This is a genomic window from Solobacterium moorei (genome assembly GCF_036323475.1).
Classification (GTDB): domain Bacteria; phylum Bacillota_I; class Bacilli_A; order Erysipelotrichales; family Erysipelotrichaceae; genus Bulleidia; species Bulleidia moorei.
The window spans coordinates 2,505,334-2,523,321 of sequence record NZ_AP028934.1; the positions used below are offsets into that span (position 1 = coordinate 2,505,334).

16 protein-coding genes are annotated in these 17,988 nt (G+C 36.1%); 14 read left to right on the forward strand and 2 right to left on the reverse strand.

Going from position 1 to position 17,988, the window contains the following annotated elements; translation table 11 throughout:
* Positions 1-10: 10 nt before the first annotated feature.
* The 12 genes from RGT18_RS12570 to RGT18_RS12625 all read left to right on the forward strand — a co-directional run bounded on the left by RGT18_RS12570 (position 11) and on the right by RGT18_RS12625 (position 13,150).
* Complete coding sequence (locus RGT18_RS12570) at positions 11-979, forward strand: Gfo/Idh/MocA family protein (RefSeq protein WP_028077383.1); 969 nt, start codon at positions 11-13, stop codon at positions 977-979.
* A 110-nt stretch (positions 980-1,089) separates the two neighbouring features.
* Positions 1,090-1,773 (forward strand): energy-coupling factor transporter transmembrane component T family protein, encoded by a 684-nt coding sequence (locus tag RGT18_RS12575; protein WP_081659462.1) that lies wholly within the window; start codon positions 1,090-1,092, stop codon positions 1,771-1,773.
* Entirely contained in the window at positions 1,755-3,170 is a 1,416-nt protein-coding gene (locus RGT18_RS12580; RefSeq protein ID WP_037403329.1) for an ABC transporter ATP-binding protein, read from the forward strand. The genes RGT18_RS12575 and RGT18_RS12580 overlap by 19 nt, the downstream gene beginning before the upstream one ends.
* Positions 3,167-3,748, forward strand: a complete 582-nt coding sequence (locus tag RGT18_RS12585; RefSeq protein WP_028077381.1) for an MptD family putative ECF transporter S component — start codon at positions 3,167-3,169, stop codon at positions 3,746-3,748. The genes RGT18_RS12580 and RGT18_RS12585 overlap by 4 nt, the downstream gene beginning before the upstream one ends.
* A gap of 33 nt (positions 3,749-3,781) precedes the next feature.
* Positions 3,782-4,363 carry an MptD family putative ECF transporter S component gene (locus RGT18_RS12590; RefSeq protein ID WP_028077380.1) on the forward strand — a complete coding sequence of 194 codons (582 nt, stop codon included), beginning with the start codon at positions 3,782-3,784 and terminating at the stop codon, positions 4,361-4,363.
* Positions 4,364-6,166, forward strand: a complete 1,803-nt coding sequence (locus RGT18_RS12595) for an ABC transporter ATP-binding protein (protein ID WP_051240877.1) — start codon at positions 4,364-4,366, stop codon at positions 6,164-6,166.
* The gene (locus tag RGT18_RS12600) at positions 6,163-7,911 is read left to right on the forward strand and encodes an ABC transporter ATP-binding protein (RefSeq protein WP_028077378.1); all 1,749 of its coding nucleotides are present in this window, start codon (positions 6,163-6,165) and stop codon (positions 7,909-7,911) included. Before RGT18_RS12595 ends, RGT18_RS12600 begins: the two co-directional genes overlap by 4 nt.
* Before the next feature lie 366 nt (positions 7,912-8,277).
* A complete protein-coding gene (gene pflB, locus RGT18_RS12605) occupies positions 8,278-10,530 on the forward strand; it encodes a formate C-acetyltransferase (RefSeq protein WP_028077377.1) in 2,253 nt (750 codons plus the stop codon).
* Positions 10,531-10,622: 92 nt separating this feature from the next.
* A complete protein-coding gene (gene pflA / locus RGT18_RS12610; protein ID WP_028077376.1) occupies positions 10,623-11,351 on the forward strand; it encodes a pyruvate formate-lyase-activating protein in 729 nt (242 codons plus the stop codon).
* The gene (locus tag RGT18_RS12615) at positions 11,348-12,115 is read left to right on the forward strand and encodes a tyrosine-protein phosphatase (RefSeq protein ID WP_028077375.1); all 768 of its coding nucleotides are present in this window, start codon (positions 11,348-11,350) and stop codon (positions 12,113-12,115) included. Before pflA ends, RGT18_RS12615 begins: the two co-directional genes overlap by 4 nt.
* Positions 12,116-12,196: 81 nt before the next feature.
* Entirely contained in the window at positions 12,197-12,553 is a 357-nt protein-coding gene (locus RGT18_RS12620; RefSeq protein WP_028077374.1) for a hypothetical protein, read from the forward strand.
* A gap of 177 nt (positions 12,554-12,730) precedes the next feature.
* The gene (locus RGT18_RS12625) at positions 12,731-13,150 is read left to right on the forward strand and encodes an Hsp20/alpha crystallin family protein (protein WP_006524952.1); all 420 of its coding nucleotides are present in this window, start codon (positions 12,731-12,733) and stop codon (positions 13,148-13,150) included.
* A 92-nt stretch (positions 13,151-13,242) separates the two neighbouring features.
* Here RGT18_RS12625 and RGT18_RS12630 read toward each other — a convergent pair whose 3' ends face one another.
* Both RGT18_RS12630 and RGT18_RS12635 read right to left on the reverse strand, forming a co-directional pair.
* Entirely contained in the window at positions 13,243-13,953 is a 711-nt protein-coding gene (locus RGT18_RS12630; RefSeq protein WP_028077373.1) for a MurR/RpiR family transcriptional regulator, read from the reverse strand.
* A gap of 4 nt (positions 13,954-13,957) precedes the next feature.
* Positions 13,958-14,728 carry a MurR/RpiR family transcriptional regulator gene (locus RGT18_RS12635; RefSeq protein ID WP_028077372.1) on the reverse strand — a complete coding sequence of 257 codons (771 nt, stop codon included), beginning with the start codon at positions 14,726-14,728 and terminating at the stop codon, positions 13,958-13,960.
* A gap of 184 nt (positions 14,729-14,912) precedes the next feature.
* Here RGT18_RS12635 and RGT18_RS12640 point away from each other — a divergent pair, with 184 nt between their 5' ends.
* Positions 14,913-16,238, forward strand: a complete 1,326-nt coding sequence (locus tag RGT18_RS12640) for a 6-phospho-alpha-glucosidase (RefSeq protein WP_028077371.1) — start codon at positions 14,913-14,915, stop codon at positions 16,236-16,238.
* Between the two features lie 21 nt (positions 16,239-16,259).
* Complete coding sequence (locus tag RGT18_RS12645) at positions 16,260-17,780, forward strand: PTS transporter subunit EIIC (RefSeq protein ID WP_118764180.1); 1,521 nt, start codon at positions 16,260-16,262, stop codon at positions 17,778-17,780.
* Positions 17,781-17,988: the final 208 nt, after the last annotated feature.

The window sequence follows — 17,988 nt, forward strand, 5'->3', positions numbered from 1 at the left end:
AGAAAAATCTATGAAAGTTGGTATCGTTGGAAATGGAATGATAGTCCCTATCGCAATTGAAGCAATGCTACGAGCTGAGATTGGAGTAACAGCGTTATGGTGTCGGAATGGATCAAAGGGAAAACCAATTGTTGAGAAATATCATATACAAAATCAATATACAGATTATCAAGTGTTCCTAGGTGATGATTCATTTGATACGGTCTATATTGGTTTGACCAATACACTACATTATCAATATGCAAAGGACGCAATCCTTGCAGGAAAACATGTCATCGTAGAAAAACCTTTTACTGTATCTGTAACAGAAGCGAAAGAACTACAAGCTCTAGCATTAAAATATGGGTGCATGTTGTTTGAGGCAATCCTCTCAAGATATAGTCAAAACTATGAACATCTACGAGAAGAATTACCAAAGATTGGAAATATCAAACTAATACAAGCTAACTTTAGTAAATACTCTAGTCGCTATGATAAATTTCGAAAGGGTATCATGACACCTACCTTTGATAAAGCATGTGGCGGTGGTGCCCTTATGGATTTGAATGTATATAACATTCACTTTGTTGTAGGTTTATTTAGTATGCCCAAGAAGGTGCAGTATTATCCAAATCTAGCAGAAAATAGTGTCGATACATCAGGTATATTGATCATGGAGTATCCTGACTTTCAAGCAGTATGTACTGCCGCGAAAGATTCTTCATCTGATCCATTTGTGATAATTCAAGGGGAAGAGGGTACAATTGTGTATCCCGAAAGACCAGGATATGTACGATATGGAGAGCGTCATGATCGTCTTACAAATCTCACGGAAGAAATTGATGTTGTTGTAGAGGAAGATCCAATGAAAAATGAATTCCTATATATGCAGGAAATCATAGATACAAAAAATACAGAACAGATGAACGCATGGTTAGAGAAATCGATTGCGACAGTGGCTGTTTTAGAACAAGCATTACAATCCATTTCACAGGGTTAGATAATCGTATCTAGCCCTGTGTTAATTTATTAACGCATTTCTTGCAAGAAGAAAAACATGAGCGTATAATTCAGTTAGTTAAACTAAACTAACTTTAGAAAGAGGACAATGTGAGATACAGGATTAATCCGCTTGTTTTAATTTTCTATAATATATTGATCCCATGCATTTTAATGTTTGCACATGATAGATGGATACCTTTATATTTCTTTGTTGTAAGTAGTCTATTTTTGCTTTACATGAAGAAATATAAAAGACTATGTAAGACTATCGTAATTACAATTTTATTCTACTTTGGAGAGCAGCTTTTGATGTTGAGTAACGTTGAGGTAATGCAGTTTGTCTCGATGCTATTTATGATGGTTGTTCGATTGATGCCAACGTATATTGTGGCTCTTATTTTAATATATGATTATCAACCGTCTGAGGTAATCTCTGCCTTACAGAGTATCCACGTGCCAAGAGCGTTCATTATAGCGCTAAGCATTACACTGCGATATATACCAACATTCTTTCGAGAATTACGTTATATCAATGAGTCGATGCGTCTACGTGGTATCCGTTTTGAAATAAAAAATATAGTAAAGAGTTTTGGATATTTTGTAGTGCCACAGTTATTCCGCTGTTTGATTTTGGCAGATGAATTAACATCTGCTGGACTCTGCAAGGGGATTGATTGTACAGAAAGAAGAACGTCATATTACAATATTCGCTTTGGTATGAAGGATGCGCTCGTTACAATTGCGATTTGTTTGGGGCTAGTAGGAGAGATGCTATGGATTCGTATATTGTAGAGGGTAAGAACATTTCATTCCAATATCAAGACAGCTCTGAAGGAATTCAAGATATCCATTTTTCACTAAAGCCTGGTGAAACCATCTTGGTAACTGGTAATAGTGGTAGTGGTAAATCTACATTCCTGAAATGTCTTAATGGACTAATACCGCGTGTCGTAGAAGGAAAACTACAAGGAGAAATCTTACTCAATCATCAAAATACAAAGGATATGAGTATGGCAGAGATTAGCCGTCATATCAGTTCTGTATTCCAAAACCCACGTAGTCAATTCTTTACAACGAATACAACCTCCGAGCTTGTATTCAGTATGGAGAATTATGGTTGTAAGAAGGATATGATGGAAGCACAGCTTCAGAAAGTCACTGCACTTCTCAAAATTCAAAAATTATTAAATCGTGATATTTTTCAATTATCCGGAGGAGAGCGTCAGATGGTTGCGATAGCCTCCGCGATGATGTTGGGACAAAAAATCATCTTGTTAGATGAACCATCTGCCAATCTTGATTATCACAATACCTATGTATTTAGAGGGCTGGTTGAGAAATTAAAACAAGAAGGCTATACCGTCTTGATTGCAGATCATCGTTTCTATTATCTAAGCGGACTCATCAGCCGTGTTTTTCTATTTAATGATGGAAAGATGCAAATCTTCGATAGTGAGCAGATGTTTAAAAATTCAAACTATGATACGCGAAGCTTTGATTTATTTGCAATGGATATTCCATTTCAAACACCTAGTGTGAATAAAGAAAAAGTTCTTTCGCTAGTGGATATTTCATACAAGGATATCTTACAAGATATATCGCTGGGTTTCTTTCCCAACGAAGTCACCGCAATTGTCGGTACAAATGGAGTTGGCAAGACAACACTTGCAAGATTACTCTGTAAGAGTATTGCATGCACGCATGGAAAGATAATCGGAGATATGCCATTCTATATTATGCAAGATGCGGATTACCAACTGTTTGGCACATCCGTACAGGCAGAGCTTGAAATCGCAGATCATACGATCAATCAGAAAGAGATTCAGGATGTGATGGATTATCTACAACTTACAAAATATGCAGATACACATCCATTCTCTTTGAGTGGTGGACAGAAACAGCGTATACAGGTCGCATTGGGAATCTTGAGCAATCGTAAAGTTATCATTTTCGATGAACCTACCAGCGGATTGGATCTTTCATCCATGCGTAGGGTCGCAAGAGAGATTCAAGAATTAAAAAAGAAAGCATGTGTCATCGTCATATCTCATGATTATGAGTTTATTCGCTATATCAGTAATCGTGTTGTGTATTTAAAGGATACGACAGTGAAGAAAGATATTCCGCTAAATGCAGAACATCTGTCCGAATTCAATCAAATTTTTATGGAAATGAGGGATGAATTATGAATTTGAAGATGAAGGATTTTGTATTACTTGCTTTACTAACAGCCTTATATGTAATCGTATACTTTGTGGGAGCGATGTTGATATCGCTGATAGGGCCATTTGGTGATTCGATTAGCGCAGGTGTATGCGGACTACTATCAGGGGTCATACTTGTATTTATCACTCGCAAGATTGGTAAGATGTGGCAGTTTGCCATCATGGAACTTATCGTGATGGCTGTATTCGCACTCATGGGTTCAGGCTATTTACCGTGGTTTATTACATCCATGGTTGGTGCTGTACTAGCTGATGTTATCGCATCTACATCAGAAAAGCCTAGTGTATTAAAGATTGCGATTGCGTCGGGTATTCTTCATGTTGGTAATGCTTTAGGTGGTATCATTCCTGCATGTTTCTTTGCGGAACAATATATGAATGAATGGATTGCAAGAGGACAAAAGCCAGAACAAATGCTAGCAATGGTAAAAGCGGCTCAAGGTACAATGGGTATTCTTGCGACAATCATTACCTTCATACTTTCCGTGATTGGCGTATACATTGGCTATTCAATATTAAAGGGACATTTAAAAGAGAAATAATAGAAACGGTTTTATAGAAAAGAGGGATAAACAATGCGTTTGAAAATGAAAGATTTTGTATTACTTGCTTTACTAACAGCTTTATACATCATTGTATATTTTGTGGCGATGATGTTAATTTCGCTTATGGGCCCATTTGGGCATGCGATTAGTCCAGGTGTTTGTGGTTTGTTATCTGGTGCAATCTTAATATTTATTAGTCGTAAGATTGGTAAGATGTGGCAGTTTACACTAATGGAGCTCATCATTATGGGCGTATTCGCACTGATGGGAGCTGGCTATCTGCCTTGGTTTATTGCATCAATGGTTGGTGCAATATTAGCAGATGTTATCGCATCAACGTCTAATAAACCAAGTGTACTAAAGGTTGCAATTGCGTCAGGTCTTATTCATGTAGGCAATGCTTTAGGTGGTATCATTCCTGCATGTTTCTTTGCAGAGCAATATATGAATGAATGGATCGCAAGAGGACAAAAGCCAGATCAAATGTTAGAGATGGTAAAAGCAACACAAGGTACCATGGGCATTCTTGCGACAATCATTGCATTCATTTTATCCGTGATTGGCGTATACATCGGTTATTCAATATTAAAGGGACATTTGAAAGAGGACTAAATGGAAATCGAAGAGAAAATAAAAGAAGATGTTAAGCGGTCTATAGAAACGAAGAAAAAAGATGCCATTAATCCAAGCATGGTTAAAAAATGGTTATTCTCCTTCGCCCCACAGCTACAAGGCAAAATGCGTTTATCGATTATACTTGCATGTTTTGGTGAAAGCTTAAAGTTCACATCGTATTTCTTTGCGGCATATGTCGCAAATGCTGTTATTACAAATCATATTGATTTACAAAAGATTTACTTATATGGAGGATTAACACTGCTGGCACTTGCATTACAATGTACACTAACATGTTTATCTAGCATGAAGAGTCATCGAATTTCATTCGAGATTCTTAGAAGCATCCGAAATAAACTAAGTGAGAAATTAGAACGGGTTCCACTTGGGTATGTTACATCAACACCAATCGGATATTATAAAGCGCTAATCGTCGATCGTGTTAGTTCTTTGGAAGATTGGATTGCACATGTCATGCCAGAGTTTCCCTCTCGCTTATTACACCCAATCCTAGCAACCATCTTGTTGTTTGTTGTGGATTATCGCTTGGGTTTAGCATGTTTTGTGAGTGTTCCATTTATCATTCTTGGATTTATGCTGATGTATTACAAGAGTGAAGAGCGTATGTATACTTGGTTAAATTCCAATCAGGATTTAAATGCTAGAATCATTGAATATGTAAATGGGATTCATGTTATTAAAACATTTGGACAGAGTAGACGTAGTTATCAAAAGTTTACAGAATCAGTAAACTACTACTTCTCCTCTACATTAGACTGGTGGAGACAGAGTTGGATTGCGATGGCTTTACTATTTGCGTTTGTAAATTCGCCAATCCTTGGAACATTACCGGTTGGCTTATATTTGTATTCACATCAAATCATCAATATGTGGCAGTTAATGCTAGGCTTAATCCTACCGTTATCGATTATTCCAAATGCATTCCAATTAATGATGAGTATGGAAATATATTCTTCGATTGAAACAGGCTTCCGTATGATTCGCAAAGTACTTACAATGCCAGAGCTTGTAAGACCTAGTAAAGATGTAACGCTATCAGATAAATGTTATCAATTTGAGAATGTATCCTTCTCTTATGAAAAAGGAATTGAAGTATTACATGATATCAACTTTGAAGTAAAACCAAACTCTGTATTTGCGATTGTTGGAGAAAGTGGAAGTGGTAAGTCCACAATTGCGAAGTTAATGGCTGGATTCTTTGATGTAGATGCTGGAACAATTTCCTTTGGCGACCAAGATGTTAAAAATATACCTACAGCACAACTCATGAAGCATGTTGCATATGTTGCACAAGACAATTTCTTATTTGACACAAGCATCCGTGAGAATCTAAAGGTTGCAAAAGCAGACGCAACGGATGAAGAAATTCAAAGAGCCTTACAAGCTGCCAACTGTCTAGAACTGATTGAGCGATTACCAAATGGCTTAAATACAAATGCGGGTGATTGTGGTAAGTTTCTTTCAGGTGGTGAAAGACAACGCATTACGCTTGCAAGAGCGATGCTAGCAGATGCGAAGTGTATCATCCTCGATGAAGCTACCGCATATGCGGATGTTGAAAATGAAGCGAAGATTCAGGAAGCGCTGAGTCGATTAATGAAAGATAAGACATTGATTGTTGTGGCACATCGGTTGAATACAATTGTTGGTGCCGATCAAATTATGGTATTAGACCGTGGCAAGATTGATAACATCGGCACACATCAAGAATTAATACAAAATTCTTCTGTATATCAGAAACTATGGCAGAGTTACAGTGGCAAGGAGGTGGCCGAATGAACTACTTTCGTAGATTATTTGAATTAGTTGGAAAAGATAAAGTGAAATTTATCTTTGGCTTATTCTTTGCATTCTTTAAGAATTTCAGTTTTATGTTTATCTTTGGTGCTTTGTATATTGCATTCTTAAACATACATGCATTAACAGCTACTGTAATATGGAATTGTGTAATGATCATGATAGGTGGTATCTTATTCCACTTTGTATTCCGTTACTTGGAAGATATCCTTGTTTCAGCTGAAGGCTATGTCATGTTTAGAAATTTCCGCCTGCAGGTGGGAGATGAGTTGAAGAAAGCACCATTAGGATATTTCGATGACGCAAAACTAGGTAATATTCAAGGTGCTATGACAACATCGATAAACGCACTTGAAAACTATACGATGATGTTAGTTACCGGTGTGATTGCCGGATTTGGAATTTCAATCTTATTAACAATTACGATGTCAAAGATGAATGTGTCGTTAGGATTATTCATGATTCCAGTGTTAGTGGTACTATCGTTTACCTTAGGGAAGCTTTATAAAATCGCAATGAGAAATGTTCCGCTACAACACAAAGTTGAACAAGAGATGAATTTTGCGGTAATCGATATGATTCGTGGTATGTCAGTTCTACGGACATATCCGATTAACGAGGATAGTCCTGTTAAGAATATGATTCAAGAGAAGGCAAAAGACCTTTATGCAGAGAAAAAGAAGGTAGATATCCATTGTGAAGTAGAATTTTCATGGCGTGCTAAGGTTTATAGTTTTATTGTGAATGCAGCAAGTGTTATTTTGATTATTCTTACAGTTCATTTATACATGCATGAACAGATTACCTTTGCGAATTGTATGACGATGTTAGTGGGTTCCTACTTAATATTCTTGGGACTTGCGCCACTAAGCGATACAGCCTTCCTATATGCAAAGATTCCTGGTCAACAAAAGTACTTGGATGATGTATTCCAAATCCCTCAATTAGCAGAGGGGAATCAAACTACAATCAATGGACCTTTAGATATTCACTTTGACCATGTATGGTTTGGATATCGTAAAGATACGCCTGTGATAAAAGATCTCAGTTTTAAAATCAAACAAAATGAAAAGGTCGCAATCGTAGGACCTAGTGGATGCGGTAAGACGACAATTGTCAATCTTCTCTCTCGATTCTGGGATGCAGATAAGGGTGCGATATATCTAGCTGGAAAGGATATTCGCGAGTATACAGTAGAGACATTATTTAAACAGATGTCTGTCGTATTCCAAGATGTGTATTTATTTAATGATACGATTATGAATAACATCCGTTTCGCAAAACCAGAAGCGACAGATCAAGAAATCTATGATGTGTGTCAGAAAGCGCGCTGTGCTGAGTTTATATCAAAACTTCCACAGGGATATGAAACTGTCATTGGCGAAGGTGGTGCAAATCTCAGTGGTGGTGAAAAACAACGCATCAGTATCGCTCGAGCATTATTGAAGGATGCACCTATCATTCTGCTGGATGAAGCCACATCAAGTGTAGACCCAGAAAATGAGGCAGAAATTCTAGCTGCGATTGATGCGCTATGTAAAGGGAAGACAGTGATTTCGATTGCACATCGTATCAGTACAGTAGAAAGTGTAGATCATATACTTGTCATTGATGATGGTTCTTTACAAGAAGAAGGAAAACATGCGGATTTAATTCAGAATGGCGGAATCTATGCCGGGTTTATCAAATCTCGTAAAGACGCAAAAGGTTGGCGAATAGAGAATTAGCCAATATGCATGAATGGTAGATAATCATATTGTTCAATGTAGCTTTTCAGACAATGTCTTTGTTCAATCAAGCATTACAGTTCATGCAAGGGGTAGATGTGAATATCTGCCCTTTGTTAATTTGTTAACTTAGTTCTTGCAATGAGTATTACATGGGCGTATAATTCGGTTAGTTTAATAAAACTAACTTCTGAAAATGAGAGTGTTGCACGTGCTTGCATGTTATCAAGATTATTAACTAACATTGTTGGAATTTCAAACAAAATAGGGTAAAATTCACAAGTAAAAAAAATCTGATAATATCATTGGACGTATAAACCGCTTTCATTTACAATAAAAAATGTTAGGTAGACGGAGGAGAAAAAAATGCTAGATAATGAAAAATGGCAAGTCTTCCAAGGAAGAAACTGGAAGGAAGAATGCAATGTTCGTGACTTCATCCAAGCAAACTACAAACCTTATGATGGTGATGAGAGTTTCTTGGCTGACGCAACAGATGCGACTAACAAGCTTTGGAGCAAATTACAGGAATTGCAGAAGGCTGAACGTGAAAAGGGTGGTGTTCTAGACGAAGAGGCTGATGTAGTATCAGGCTTAACTGCATATGGCCCAGGCTATATTGATGAATCCTTAAAGGATTTGGAAAAGGTTGTAGGTCTTCAGACAGATAAGCCTTTAAAGAGAGCGTTTATGCCTTATGGCGGTATCCGTATGGCAGAAGAAGCTTTATCTACATATGGCTATACACCAAATCCAGAATTACATAAGATCTTTACAGAGTATCACAAGACACATAACCAGGCTGTATTTGATGCGTATACACCAGAGATGAAGGCTGCTAGAAGTAGCCATGTTATCACTGGTTTACCAGATACATATGGACGTGGACGTATCGTTGGTGACTACCGTCGTGTGGCTTTATATGGTATTGACCAATTGATCGCATGGAAAGAAGAAGATAAGTTAAACTGTGGCAATGGCACAATGGTTGATGATGTCATCCGTCAAAGAGAAGAACTAGCTGAACAGATTCGTGCATTAGAAGGCATGAAGAAGATGGCAGCTGTATACGGATATGATATTTCTGGTCCAGCATCCAATGCTAAGGAAGCAGTTCAGTGGTTATACTTCGGTTACTTAGCAGCTATCAAGACACAAAATGGTGCTGCGATGTCTGTTGGACGTATTTCTACATTCTTAGATATTTATATCGAAAGAGACTTAGAAGCAGGCACATTAACAGAAAGTGAAGCACAGGAATTAATTGATCATATCGTTATGAAGTTCCGTATGGTTAAGTTTGCTCGTATTCCTGCATATAATGAATTATTCTCTGGCGACCCAGTATGGGCAACACTAGAGGTTGCAGGTATGGGTATGGATGGTCGCTCTATGGTAACAAAGAACGACTTCCGTTTCTTACATACATTAGAAAATATGGGACCTTCACCAGAACCTAACTTAACAGTATTGTACTCATCCCGTTTGCCAGAAAACTTCCGTAAGTATGCAGCTAAGATTTCTGTCACAACAAGTTCTATTCAGTATGAAAATGACGATGTAATGCGCCCTGAATGGGGAGATGATTACAGCATCTGCTGCTGCGTATCTGCTACACAGACAGGTAAGGAAATGCAGTTCTTCGGTGCTCGTGCAAACCTCGCAAAGACACTTCTATACGCTATCAATGGTGGTGTAGATGAAAAGAGTTTAAAGCAGGTTGGGCCAGCATATCGTCCAATTACATCTGAATACTTAGACTACGCTGAAGTAGAGGCGAAGTATTTACAGATGTTGGATTGGTTAGCAGGTTTATATGTAAACATCTTGAACCTCATCCAATATATGCATGATAAGTATTACTACGAAGCAGCTGAAATGGCTTTAATTGATACAGACGTTAGAAGAACATTCGCTACAGGTATTGCAGGATTCAGTCACGTTATTGACTCCCTATCCGCAATCAAGTACGCAAAGGTTAAGACAATTCGTGATGAAAATGGATTGGTTGTTGATTATGAGATTGAGGGAGACTTCCCAAAGTATGGTAATGATGATGACCGTGCAGACGAAATTGGTGTATGGTTATTAAAGACATTCATCACAATGATTAAGAAGCATCACACATACCGTAACTCTGAAGCTACAACTTCAATTTTGACAATTACATCAAATGTTGTTTATGGTAAGTACACAGGTAATATGCCAGATGGCCGCCGTGCTTGGACACCATTAGCTCCAGGTGCTAACCCATCTTATGGTGCAGAACAGAATGGATTACTTGCATCACTTAACTCATTAACGAAGCTTCCATATCACTGGGCATTAGATGGTATTTCTAATACACAGACAATGGATCCTAATGCATTAGGTCATAGTGATGTTGAAAGATCTAACAATCTTGTAAATGTATTAGATGGTTACTTTGACCAAGGTGCTCACCACCTCAACGTTAACGTCTTCGGCAAGGAGAAGCTCGTTGATGCGATGGAACATCCAGAGAAGCCAGAATACGCTAACTTCACAATCCGTGTTTCCGGATATGCAGTTAAGTTTATCTCTCTAACAAGAGAACAACAGTTAGACGTTATCGCAAGAACATTCCACGATCATATGTAATTGTTCTTGTGCAAAACAGGACTATAGTTTGGTAAAATGACTCTGTTATCTACAGAGTCATTTTTATCAAAAAGATATAAAGGGGTGAGAACATGAAGGGACGCATACATTCATTTGAAACCTTTGGGGCAGTTGATGGACCCGGAGTACGATTTATCATATTTTTAAAAGGCTGTAATATGCGTTGCAAATATTGCCACAATCCAGATACTTGGGAGATGGCTGGAGGAGAACTCTATACCGCAGAAGAAGTATTACAGAAGGCGCTACGCTATAAGAATTACTGGGTCAATGGTGGTGGAATCACTGTATCTGGTGGAGAAGCTCTATTACAAATGGATTTCATGATTGAACTGTTTGAATTAGCACATAAACAAGGTATTCACTGCACTTTAGATACAGCGGGCAATCCATTTACATACGAGGAGCCGTTTTTCTCCAAGTTTGAACGATTGATGAAAGTAACAGATTTAGTACTCTTTGACTTAAAAGAGATTGATGATAAAGTGCATCGATATCTAACAGGTGTATCGAACGAAAATATCTTAGAATGTGCAAAGTATCTTTCAGATCGTCATATTCCAATGTGGATTAGACATGTTCTAGTTCCTGGAATTACCGCAAACAAAGAAGATTTACAGAAGCTGAGAGAATTTATCGACACGTTAGATTCCGTTGAGAGAGTGGAAGTGTTACCATATCATGTATTAGGTATTCCGAAATACGAGAAGATGGGAATCAGTTATCCTCTAATGGATACGCCACAACCTACAAAAGAACAGATTGAAACTGCAGAAAAGATTTTGGGGGTAAAGAAATGAGTGATATTCTCGGCATTGAAAAGAAAAGAAACTTACGCGATCTAGGTAGTTATCAGACACAGGATGGTAAACATGTTAAGAAAGGATATTTTTTTCGTAGCAGCCGTTTAATGGACTTTGATAAAGAAGAATTAGAAATCTTAAATTCTCTGCACATCAAGAAAATTTATGATTTACGTTCAAAGGAAGAAGTTAAAGATGCACCGGATCCAGAATTAAAAGGAGCCGAATACATTCATTCATCTGCTGCAGCACGTGCGGATGGAACGGAAGTAAACTTTTCTCCAGCTACACTCATCGCAGAAAATGTTTATTCCAAAGAAAGCAATGATGAATTTACGCATAAGGTGTATGGTAACTTACCATTCTCTTATGCATATAAGAGAATATTTGAAGATATTGTAGCAGGCAATGTACCAATCTTATTCCATTGTTCCGCTGGAAAAGATCGTACAGGAATTGCGGCAATCTTAATTCTACTAGCACTTGGTGTGGACGAAGAAACAGCGATGTATGACTACATGTTAACAAATGAATACCGCAAGGAATATATCGATCACTTCAAGACGGTTTTCCCACTTACAAGAATAGATGGGGAGCTTGCGGGTATGTTACTGGCGTATGAGGGAGTAACATATACCAACGCAGATTATTCGCTCAAGCGTATTAAAGAGAAGTATGCAAGCTATGATGAATACTTTGAAAAAGAATACAATCTTGATAAATTTGCATTACAAAGACTACGAGATTTATATACAGAGTAAGCGGCAGAAAAATCTGCCGTTTTCTATATGTTGTTTTGTATTATTTTGTGAAAGGTATATGATTACATATGGAGAAATACAATGAAATTATCAAAGAAGCAGAAGAACTTGATAGCAAAGATATTAAAGAATGGAATACCGATACTAGTATTGTTATTTTTTCTGAACTTCTTTTATCAAGAGACAAGAAAATATGACTTTGTAGGGGTTTGGTTCCCTGATTATGAAGATGATATTACGATCCAGTTTAATCCAGATTATTCAGGTGTTTATTATGATGATCTTACAAAGACTGCCTTTCGCTGGAAGAACTACGGTAATCAACTTGAGATGACAATGAATGATGAAAAGAAAGTCTATCACTATACGATAGAAGGAAAATATATCCACTTACAATCCGATAATGAATCCTTTATCCTATATAAATACGGAAATTAATTAGCAATTATTAAATACTTGTGATAATGATAAAAAGCCTTTAAATATAGGATTTTTATATATTCTAATTATAATATCAGAAAAATAATCAAAATTTTTAGCACTTATGTATTGACAGTGCTAAAAATATGAGTATATTAGTATGTGTAAGGTGAAAGACCTTAGGAGGTATATGATATGAAATATATGACAACAAGAAAGAATGATTTATTTAATGATATGTTTGATGATGTATTTAGAGCTCCAGTATTCACAGGAAATAATATTTTAAAGACAGATGTTCGTGAGAAAGATGGAAAGTACATCTTGGAAGTAGAGGTTCCTGGATATAAGAAGGATGAAGTATCTATTAGTTTATTCAATGGTAATCTAACAATCAGTGCTTCTCGTTCATCTACAGAAGAAGAAAAGGATGAGAAGGGTAAAGTATTACGTCAAGAAAGATTCAGCGGTAATACATCCCGTACATTCTATGTAGGTGATGCAATTAAGGATACAGATATTCACGCATCTTTCGATAATGGTATCTTAAAGATTGAGTTACCAACAGAACAAAAGAAAGAAGAAGAAACAAAGAAATTTATCGAAATTCTATAACTGGAAGAAATTCCAGTTTTTTTATGCATATGAAGAAAATAGATTAACTAATAATTTGTGAATTATGCATAATACAAACGAAATGATTACTATTAACTGATTTGATCGAGTATCAATTGAGCAATTAATAGCGAAACAAGTTTTGAAGAATGTTGCGTTACATCGGTGTCTATCTCGTTTGCGTGAATGTAAATTGAAATATTATTGGCTATTGAAGAGTTTAATCTACTATTACTAATCCAAACAATTTTTGATTTATTTTTACTGAAATTGTTAATAACTGGGAAATAAGCCTTATGCATATGTTCTGTAAACAGAATAATTAAATCGTTTTCTGTAGAGTTATTTGAAAGTGGTAGGAGGACATCTTTCCACTCAAGAAGTATTGACGGATAGTCGAGGGACATCAACACTTCATGCATGTATTTAGCGGGAACAGATGACATGTTTCGACCGTAAATATATATGGCATTTGATTTTTTTATAAATTCACAAATTTTCAAAATTTTTGAATTATCTAGTGAATCAAAGATGGCTTTAATTTTATCTTTTGCATGATGGGTGTTGTATATTTCTTGAGTAGTATTTGTATATAAACTTTGTTTAATAGAATATTTAAAATCGTTATAGGATGCATATCCTAGTTTTTTTAGTAATCTGATAATACAAGCATTTGAACAGAAAGCTCTCTTTGCAAGTTTGGATATTCCCATGTTAGGTATTAAAGAAATGTTATCAAGAATAAATTTATATGCTTGAATTTCTGTTGCTGAGAGTGCCGAAATATTAGCTGTTTCTAACATAAGTTTATTTCCTTCCTAACTTCTCGCGATATAAGTTCAATAAAATATCGATCACAAAGAATATAACAAATCTCGATGTATATTCTGCCCCATTATTGTCTTTTGGTGATGTAAAAAAGCGAATATTATATTGACAACTATTCGATAGATCGTTTTGCGAAAAAGGTGAGATTGATATACACGTAAGGCCGTGTGTAGAAGCGTTTTTTGCAAGTTGTGCAGTTTTCATAGAAGTGCCTGATGCACTGATAAAAATAAATATGGTATCTTTTTTTACTATTGGAAAAAGGTGGTTGGCGGTTTTTGACGAATGAACTTGGAAAACATTATGGCGCCCGCAAAGAAGTAACTGTCGCTCGAGATAATCCAAAACGGTATCCGTAATACCGCTAGGGTAATATAGGTATAAATCTCGGTTAGAATCTAAGAGAGAAATAATACTGTGAATATCATCTGAAGTTGTAAAACTTAAGGATCCTTCTATGTCGGTTAGAATATTCTTTGTAATATTTTCTAATGATGTAGCCTTCTCTCTACAACTGGATGAGTTAGTGGACTTGGTGCGGATATTATATTTTAATTCTGAGAACCCAGAAAACCCTATCTTTTTGCAAAAACGTAGAATTGAGCTTGAAGATATATGCACGCTATTTGAAAATTGTTGGATGGTTTGGCGTGCAATAGCAGATGAGTTTAAATAAATAAATTTTAGTAAATCTAATTCCTTTTGGTTGAGTGAAGAAAGAATGTGCTCTGACAAATTGAAATCAATCATATAATTTTCCTCTATACTGTATATTATATAAGATGATATAAAATATAGAGAAAAAAATTCCATAATTTGGAATTTTTTCTAAATATGGAATTATAATCTATATAACTTGGAATTATTTACAGTGTTAGTTTATTTGACTATCCTTTAACTATACATACATGAATGTAAGAAAGAAGGAGAAATTATGAAGAAATATAATGTGTGCATTGTGGGTGGTGGAAGTACATATACACCAGGTTTTTTAAAATCGTTTGTACGTCTTAAGGAGGAATTTCCAATTGCGAAATTAGTTTTGTTTGATAATAATGCAGAACGACAAGAGGTAATTGGAGAATTTGGAAAAATTTTGTTTGGAGAGCGATTCAAAGAACTGGAATTTTCTTATACTACAGATCCAAAAACAGCTTATGAGAATATGGATTTTGTATTCATGCAGATGCGCTCAGGCGGATTGCAGATGAGAAGAGAGGATGAACATATTCCCTTTAAACTAGGTAAGATTGGACAAGAAACATGTGGTGCAGGTGGAATGGCTTATGGATTACGTTCTACGATTGATATGATTATTGCTGTTCGTCAGATTAGACAATATTCACCTAATGCATGGATATTAAATTATTCAAATCCAGCTGCAATCGTTGCTGAAGCATTAAGAAGAGAATTCCCAAATGATAAGAGAATTTTAAATATTTGTGATCAGCCTGAGAATGTTATTCGTTCTGTCAGTAGATTGTTAGGATGCTCATGGGAAGATTTGGATCCAGTATATTTTGGACTGAATCATTATGGATGGTTTACACATGTTTATGACAAACATACAGGTGAGGACTTATTGCCAAAAATTCGACAAATCGTAGCTGAGAAGGGTTTTTTACCACAAGATGCAGAGCAGAGAGATCCATCATGGCTAGAAACATATGGATTTGTGCAAGATATCATGAATGATTTCCCAGACTATCTCCCAAATACATATGATGGATATTATTTATATCCTGAATATAAATACAATCATTTGGATCATGAGTATACTCGCGCTGATGAAGTAATTGCAGGAAGAGAAACGCGTGTTTTCAAGGAATGTAGAGAAGTTATTGCAAATGGAAAATTAGGTGAAGGCTTCCATAGTATTTCTGATGCACATGCAGAAATGATGATTAAAGTTGCAGAAGCAATTGCATTTAACAAGAATACTCGTTTTATTGTCATTGTGGAGAATAATGGTGCAATCAATAATCTTCAAGATGATGCAATGGTAGAAGTCGTATGCGAATTAGGAATTAATGGCCCTAGACCAATGGCAGTTGGTAATATTCCTCAATTCTATTATGGTCTATTAGCTCAGCAAGTATCGTCTGAGAAATTACTAATCGACGCGTATTATGAGAAGTCATATCAAAAGGCGCTTCAGGCATTAACATTAAATAGATTAATTAATGATGCTAAGAAGGCAAGAGAAATATTAGATGCATTGATTATTGCAAATAAGGATATGTGGCCAGATTTACATTAAAACGATGAGGGGGAAATAATAATGAAGGATAAGATAATTCAATTCTTTTCAAATCTGGGAAGAAGTTTGATGATGCCAATTGCTGCATTAGCCGCATGCGGTATAGTATTAGGCTTGACATCTGCTTTATTAAAAGCACAAGTAGTTGCTGCAGTTCCATTTCTTGGCTTTGCGGTAGTTAAATTTGTTATTTTAGCACTAAATAAACTATCAGCTGTAGTATTCACGCTAATCCCAGTTTTATTTGCTATATCAATATCTTTGGGATTAGCGAAGGAAGATAAAGAAATTGCTGCCTTTGCTGGTTTTATTGGATATTATGCCTTCTTGGTGGGTAGCTCATTAGTTATTGCAACTGAAGTCATTGATTTTAGTGCGATGAAGATATCCACAATTCTAGGTGTACAGACTCTAGATATGGGAGCAATCGCTGGAATTATCATTGGTCTACTAACAGCACATCTACATAATAAATATCATAAGGTAGAATTCCCTGCTGCAATTGCTTTCTATGGCGGAAAGCGATTCGTAGCATTGGTTGTTATTTTGTGCTCGGGTCTATTGGGCTTGGTAATGCCATTTATTTGGGCACCAGTATCAAGTGGTATAAATGCATTGGGTGGTTTAATCGCTAGTTCTGGGTCATTTGGAGTATTCATCTATGGCTTACTAGAAAGACTACTAATTCCTACTGGACTTCATCATGTGCTTAATGGACTATTTAGAACGACAGCACTTGGTGGTGTTTACGAAGGTGTTGAAGGATGTTTGAACATTTTCCTTCAATTCATAGATAAAGTTCAAATTTCTGATTTGGCACAGTTCACAAAATTTTTAGGACAAGGGAAAATGCCATATATGATGTTTGGCCTACCAGCTGCTGCCTATGCAATTTATAAGACAACTCCACAAGAGAAAAAAGGAAAAGTTAAGGCATTAATGATTGCTGGAGTGGCAGCTAGTGCAATTTCAGGAATTACAGAACCTCTTGAATTCTCATTTATGTTTATTGCACCACAACTGTTTTTGTTCCATTCGATTATGGGTGGATTATCCTTTATGTTGATGTCGCTATTAGGCGTTGTAATTGGTAACACTGGTGGTGGTTTAATTGATTTCTTTATTTGGGGTGTATTCCAACCTGGATCAAATTGGTATTGGGTAATTGTTGTTGGTATTTGTTATGCAGCTATCTACTATTTTGTATTCTATTCTTATCTGAAGAAAAAGAATATTTCTATTGATGTAAGTGTAGATGACGATAGTAAAGTAAACGAGCAAACAATTCCAGATAATGAATTATTTAATACGGCAAGAACTATTATTAGTGGACTTGGTGGGGTTGAAAATATTTTAGTTGTAAATAATTGCATGTCGCGTTTGAGAGTTGACGTAAAAGATATGTCGAAGGTTGATGATAACGTATTAAAATCAACTGGAAGTATCGGTATTATTAAGCCGACTGATGGACATATACAAGTTATTTATGGGCCAAAAGTAGAAAAGATAGCTGATAAAGTTCGAGAGCTATTAAAATATTAAAATCAAAAAGCTATGTACTATTTCATTCCGTTTGGGATATAGTGCATAGTTTTTTACTATCTATATGATTAGTCTCTTTGAGAAAATATATCCACTAGCGATAATGTCAACGAACATCATTCCAACGTGGGGATAGATGTTTGTATTATCACCTGTCTTTGGTGTACTAGTATTCTTTGATTGCTCTGTATTTGTGATGGTGAAGCCT